General features: G+C 51.2%; 4 protein-coding genes. 2 read left to right on the forward strand and 2 right to left on the reverse strand.

Translation table 11 applies throughout. The annotated features are described in order from the left end of the window. Positions 1–671: 671 nt before the first annotated feature. Both HMPREF3168_RS06110 and HMPREF3168_RS06115 read right to left on the reverse strand, forming a co-directional pair. Complete coding sequence (locus HMPREF3168_RS06110; protein ID WP_070489142.1) at positions 672–1,898, reverse strand: MFS transporter; 1,227 nt, start codon at positions 1,896–1,898, stop codon at positions 672–674. 117 nt (positions 1,899–2,015) lie between these two features. Beyond that, complete coding sequence (locus tag HMPREF3168_RS06115) at positions 2,016–2,762, reverse strand: YczE/YyaS/YitT family protein (RefSeq protein WP_246825691.1); 747 nt, start codon at positions 2,760–2,762, stop codon at positions 2,016–2,018. A gap of 221 nt (positions 2,763–2,983) precedes the next feature. Here HMPREF3168_RS06115 and HMPREF3168_RS06120 point away from each other — a divergent pair, with 221 nt between their 5' ends. Both HMPREF3168_RS06120 and HMPREF3168_RS06125 read left to right on the forward strand, forming a co-directional pair. Beyond that, complete coding sequence (locus HMPREF3168_RS06120) at positions 2,984–4,165, forward strand: MFS transporter (RefSeq protein ID WP_070489145.1); 1,182 nt, start codon at positions 2,984–2,986, stop codon at positions 4,163–4,165. Positions 4,166–4,283: 118 nt separating this feature from the next. Next, complete coding sequence (locus HMPREF3168_RS06125; RefSeq protein WP_070489148.1) at positions 4,284–6,068, forward strand: FAD-dependent oxidoreductase; 1,785 nt, start codon at positions 4,284–4,286, stop codon at positions 6,066–6,068. Positions 6,069–6,224 lie beyond the last annotated feature (156 nt).

The raw sequence follows: 6,224 nt of genomic DNA on the forward strand, positions 1-6,224 counted from the left end.
GTCAATGCCTTAACTTAATGACATTGCCCAGAGGACTGCGTTTCTTAGAAATGTGATGTGATGTGATGTGATAAAACTTAAGCTTGCTACGACAAAGTAGTTTGCTTGGCGGCGCCTGTTAGTGATAGGAGTAGAGGCGCCGCATGTGATGAGTAAGGAAAAAATAAGTTTGTCTGTCTGTAAGAGACAGGAACCGAAAAATGTTGAAATACATATCTGAGTTCAGAGCCGGCCCTTGCCTATAAAAAAACAAGTAACATAATAGAAAAGCAAAAGCATGGCAACTGGGCTGCTCATGAACCTGTTAAGAGCTACACCAACCGGTGGCATGCTCGGATCGCCACCTGTCAGTAGTACCGAAAATTATAACGACTGAAGGAGAAAAAATGAGAAAAATAACTAGCCGCATAACTTTCGAAGAATATAGTACTACTGTTTATGCTAATAATCAAAAAAATAGCTCACTTTTTTGATTATTAAAAAAGTGAGCTATTTGTAAGCGGTTGGAGAAAAATGAAAACTGCAAAAAATTAAGCTTGTGACTTGGTCAACTTTCAGAAAAAACAGCTAGCTAAAGAAAAACGGCTCCAGCAGAGCTGAAGCCGTGACATGGTAAATATTTAAATCTTGTTTTTTAGTTTGCTTGTTTTCTTGCTTTTGTCTTTCCAGCCTTAAGCTGCCCGCTTCTTGGCCTGGATTTCCCTAAGGCCTGGCAGGCTGATCATGACCAGGAAGCTGATGATGTAGAGGGCGGACAAGAAGCCCATAACCACGTACAGGTTGTAGTGGTCCATCAAGGCGCCGATGATGACGGAAGAGAAGCCCCCGATGGCCCGGCCGGTGTTCATGATCAAGTTGTTAGCCGTGGACCGGATTTCAGTCGGGTAGAGCTGGCTGATTACCGCCCCGTAGCCGCCAAACATCCCGTTGGAGAAGAAGCCGGTCAAGGCTCCGGCTAAAAGCATGGCCCAGTAGCTGGTCACGTTGACGATGGCAAAGACCACGACCGCGCTGCCCAAAAGGAAGATGCCGAAGGCCCAGCGTGGACCGATCTTGTCCATGATCGTCCCGAAGACCATCATCCCAATGCTCATCCCGATGATAGTAGCGATCATCCAGTAAGAAGAGCCGGAAACTGACAGGCCCTGCTTCTTCTGCACGATTGACGGCAGCCAGTTCATCAAGCCAAAGTAGCCGGCAATCTGCACGATCGTCATCAGCATCAAGCCCAGGGTCTGCAAAGCTAGGCGGGGCGTCTCAAACAAGCGGCCGAAGGAGATCTTTTCACTCGTTTCTTCCGCCTTCTTGTGAGCTGCCAAAAATTCGTCGCTTTCCTTGACGTGGCGGCGGACAAAGTAGGTCAAGACAACCGGCACTACCCCAAAGAGGAAGAGGGTGTTCCAGCCGTAAGCCGGAATGATCCAGGCGGCCAGAAGAGCGGCCACGATAGAGCCGATTTGGCCACCCACGGCCGCCACCGAGCTGGCCCGGCCGATTTGATTAGCCTGGAAGTTTTCCGCGATCAAGGCAATTCCGACCCCGTATTCACCGCCGGCCCCGATCCCGGCTAAGAAGCGGAGAGCGTAAAGGGCGGTGATGTTGTGGGCAAAGTAGGTTAAGCCAGTCGCGATGGCAAAAAGAAAGATCGTATAGCTGAAAGTCTTGACCCGGCCGATACGATCTCCTAGCAGCCCAAAGAGCGCGCCACCGAAGAACATTCCGAGGTTGGTAAAGGTTCCGATCCAGCCGCCGGCCGCGGAGCTGATGTGCATCTGCGCGATGATTTCCGACAGGGAGAAAGACAGGAACATGACGTCCATGTTTTCCAGCAGGAAGCCGGAAGACATGGAGGCCAAAACCCACTTTTGGTTAGTGGACATTGAGCTGGTATTATCCATTATTAACTTGTACCTCCAAAATTAATGCTCACGGACATTACTTATTTTGTATCGGTAACAATTATTTGCGTTTTTCTTAAGATTGTCAAGGACTCTTGCAAAACAATCGTTATTTAATTACTCAGCCCGGTCGCTGATGGCCTTCGGCAGGGCAATATTGTGGTGGAGATTATGCCAAAGATGCTGGTCAGCCAGGGCAATCATCGGCCCGTTGATCAGAAGGCAAAGGAGGGTGCCGATATTGACGGCATAGACTTTGCCCGTTGCCAGCCAGCAGATGCCGGTAAGCAAAAGCGGAACGCTGAAGTTGATCAGCTGGGCCCGGACTACCTTATTCTTGCAATACATGAAGCGGAGGATGTTGGTCGTGTCGTCATTCGGGTGCATGATCAAATTTGCCCTTTGGTAAAGGGAAATGGAGCAGCCCAGGGTCATGATGCCCAAAAGCCCGGCTACCAGCCGCCAAGGCAAAGGCAGGTCCGGCAGGCCAAGGGCGGAAAAGAGGCTGGTGAACAAGTTGATGAAGTAGCTGAAGCAGGTGATAAAGACGACTTCGCCCAGGAAACGGGGCAGGTCAAAGCGCCGCATAAGCAGCTGGTTGATGACGGCTACCAAAAAGCCGGTCAAAAACATGGCCAGGGCAATGCTGGTATGGAAAATATGGGTCAGGTTGACCTCCGACGCCCCCCAGGGAGCCGTGCCGATATTGCTGGAAATGGTGATCCCGTTGCCAAAAGCATTCAAGACCAGGCCAAAGGTCAAGGCCGCCAGCCGGCGGGGAAGGGGGTCAAAGCCAGACCTGGCTTTCGGTTTGAAGAAAGACAGAAAAACATGAAGTGAGAAATGAGAATTACAAATATCCAAGAGATACCTCGCATAAAAATTTGTCTGCTGTTTAAGTATCACAATTTTACTCTATTGATCACCAACATTCCAATAGATTTTCTCTAATCATAATTTGACGGCGATAAACTGTTTTTTAATCAAATAAACCTATTAATAAAAATGAGAATTCTATTATAAAATGTAAGCGGTTTACTGTATACTGAAATTAAGTGAGAAAAATAACAAAAGGAGTGAAAGCAATGTCAGTTAAGAAGCACCAGTACGCCGCTACGGCCAGCACGGTCTACTTTTCATACTTTATGATGGGGATCGGGATGTCCCTTTTGGCCCAGTTCAAGCCCCAGTTTGCCAGCCTCTGGCATTCCTCAATTTCCGGAGTCTTGAGCGTGGTCAGCGCGGTTGGGATCGGGGGGATCGTCTCCATCTTGATCACTGGCCCTATTTCAGACCACTTTGGCCGCCGGGCCTCAGCCGTCATCGGCCACTTATTGTGGGCTATCTACTATATCGGCCTGCTTTATGCCCCGAATTTTGCGGTTGCCTACATCATCGGGATCCTGGGCGGGATCGCCAATTCCTTCTTGAACGCGTCCAACTTCCCGGCCTTGATGGAAATCTTTCCAGAAAGTGCCTCAGTAGCAGGCCTCATGTCTAAGTTTGCCATCAACATCGGCCAATTCTGCCTGCCTTTAGCTATTTTGCTGGGGACGGCCCTGGGTTCAGGCTACCGGACCGTCTTCATGCTGGCCGGCATTTTGTACATCGTCATGGCCTTGATTCTGGCCTTTTCACCTTACCCAGACCAGGTCACTGGCCCGAAAAAGCAGGAAAAAGCCAAGCACGACTTCAACCTGGGCGTCTGGAGCCTGGTTTTGATGGGCTTCACCTCCACGGCTGCCTTCCTGCTCTGGATCAACACCTACCAGGAACTGGCCAAGTCCTACGGGATTGCCAACCCCAGCTCCTTGCAGTCAGTCTACGCGGTTGGGGCCTCAATTGCCGTCCTTTTCAACTCCTTTATTATTAAAAAAGGGGTCAAGGAAATCGACATCTTGATCTGGTACCCCCTGCTCAGCGCGGCTGGCTTGCTTTTGGCCTACTTCATCAATGCCCCGCAAATCCTCTACCTGACCAGCCTGGCGGTCGGCTTCTTCGCGGCCAGCGGTCTTTACCAGCTGGGCCAAAGTGTCCTGGGCCAGATGTACCCGGACATGAAGGCCACCGTCCAGTCTTGGGGGGGCTTCTTCTCAGCCTTCGCCAACTTTGCCATCATCCAGCTGGCGGCTTCCATTACGGCCCGGACCGGCGCGGCTGCCCCGCGTTTGATCCTGCTTTTGAACGTGGCCAATATGCTGGTCGGCACGGCTTTGGCCTTCGTAGTCAAGCGGGTTGACCAGAAGAAGCAGGGTAAGGCTGATTAATACATTATTTTCAATAAAGACGATCTATTAATAAAAAGGCCGGGACTTATTTTTTTAAGTAACTGGTCTTTTTATAATGAAAGCGATTGTAGAAAAATAATTAGCAGGAGAAGATCTCATGAGTAAAGAAACACTTAAAGCGCAAGCACAAGGCCGTAACGGGGAAATCGACTTTGACATTGAAATCGAAAACCGGGAAATTGCCGACATCAAGGTAACCAAGAGCTCAGAAACCAAGGCTGTCTTCAACCAGGCCTTCGGCCAGCTCCGCGACAACGTTCTGGCTGCCAACAGCTTCAACGTTGACGCTGTTTCCGGGGCAACCATCATGACCAAGGCCATCCTGGAATCCGGCCAAAAGGCGCTGGATGAAGCAGGTCTCATGCCAGCTCCCCGGCCAGTTGACAGAAGCCACAAGGCTGTTACTTTAGACGTTGACGTGGCTGTTGTCGGCTCCGGTATGGCCGGCCTCATTGCTGCCTGCCGGGCCTTGTCCATGGGCAAGAAGGTCGTCGTTTTGGAAAAGAACGGCTATGTCGGCGGGGCTTCCATCTTGAACGGGTCCAACGTAACGGCTACCGGGTCAAAACTGGCCAAGAAGCTCTTTGGCTCTGCAGCTGAAGAAGACTCAGCCCAACGCCTTTTTGACGATATTACCAGAGAATGCCGGGGGACCAACTACCCTGAAATGTCCCACCTGCTGGCTGACAACATCGGCAAGGCCATCGACTTTATCACTGACTTCGCGGGCTTGACTTACCAAAAAGCGGAAACCCAGACCATTGAACACAGCGTTAACCGGCAAGTGGAAATGCCAAGCCAAAGCTTCTACGAAGTCGTGACCAAGGTAGCCAACGCCTTCAAGGCCAAGGGCGGGATCCTGTTGACCGACGCCCGGGTTGAAGAAGTGAAGAAGAGCCCGGCCGGCGTCTTGACCAGCCTGGTTGCTGAAGGCAAGCACCAAACCACCACGGTCAACTTCAAGTCTCTGGTTCTGGCCGCCGGCGGCTGGGGGGCCAAGGACTTCAAGGAACACAAGACTGACATTCCTTACTACGGGCCAATGACCTCAACTGGTGACTACTTCGGCTTTGCCAAGGGCATGAACCTGGTTACCCGGAACCTGGACTGGTACAAGGTTTACCCGCACGGCTTGGAAGTTGAACCTGGCATTGCCAAATTGACTACTTACTCAACCAAGGCAGCCAGCGACATGGGGGCAATTTTTGTCAACCGGGCCGGCAAGCGGGTGGTCAACGAAAGCCTGCCTTACACCCACTTCCGTGACGCGATCGCCAATGAAAAGGACAAGATCTGCTTTGTCTTGATGGACCAGCGGATCTGGGACCGCTACTATGAACTGATGCTTAAGTACGGCTTCACCGCTGAAGAAGTCCAAGGCTTCTTTGCTAATGACGGCAAGAAGAGCCCGGTTCTGGTCAAGGGCGACCTGGCCACTGTAGCGCAAAAGGCCGGCATCGACTACGGCAACTTGAAGGAAACCTTCGACCACTACCAGGAATATGCCAAGGCAGGCCGCGATCCGGAATTCGGCCGCGACGCTAAGTTCCTCCACGAACTGGAAGGCGACACTTACTACGTCATTGAACAAAAGCTCCGTTTCTGCACCACCATGGGCGGCTACGAAGCCACTAAGGACATGCAGCTTTTGGACAACGACCTTAAGCCAGTTGCCAACTTCTACGCTGCCGGCGAACTGGTTGGCGGGGCCAACGGCAAGGACTCAATGCCGTCAATGATGAACTCCTGGTCCTACGCTTCCGGTTTCGTGGCTGGTACGGCAGCTGCTGACAATGCCGACAACTACGCCGTTGACGTTGTTACCAGCGCCAGCCATGCTCCGGCTCCTAAGCCAGAAGCAACTTCCGGTGCCAGTCACTAATATTGCTAACAATTCACAAATTTTATCCCGGGCCTAAAACAGGCTATGTGAAAATATACACTTTGTCCTTTTTGGCCGCGGGGACCTTCTTCCTTACAAAAACTTGCTAAAAAAGCCCAAGCTGATGCTTGGCAATGTCATTAAGTTAAGACATTG

Source organism: Lactobacillus sp. HMSC08B12, from assembly GCF_001808415.1.
In the GTDB taxonomy this organism is placed as follows: domain Bacteria; phylum Bacillota; class Bacilli; order Lactobacillales; family Lactobacillaceae; genus Lactobacillus; species Lactobacillus delbrueckii.

What these genes read in the sequence shown, in the direction of transcription:
- HMPREF3168_RS06110 (WP_070489142.1), bottom strand. Translation starts at nt 1,898, where the DNA reads ATGGATAATACCAGCTCAATGTCCACTAACCAAAAGTGGGTTTTGGCC.
- HMPREF3168_RS06120 (WP_070489145.1), top strand. Translation starts at nt 2,984, where the DNA reads ATGTCAGTTAAGAAGCACCAGTACGCCGCTACGGCCAGCACGGTCTAC.
- HMPREF3168_RS06125 (WP_070489148.1), top strand. Translation starts at nt 4,284, where the DNA reads ATGAGTAAAGAAACACTTAAAGCGCAAGCACAAGGCCGTAACGGGGAA.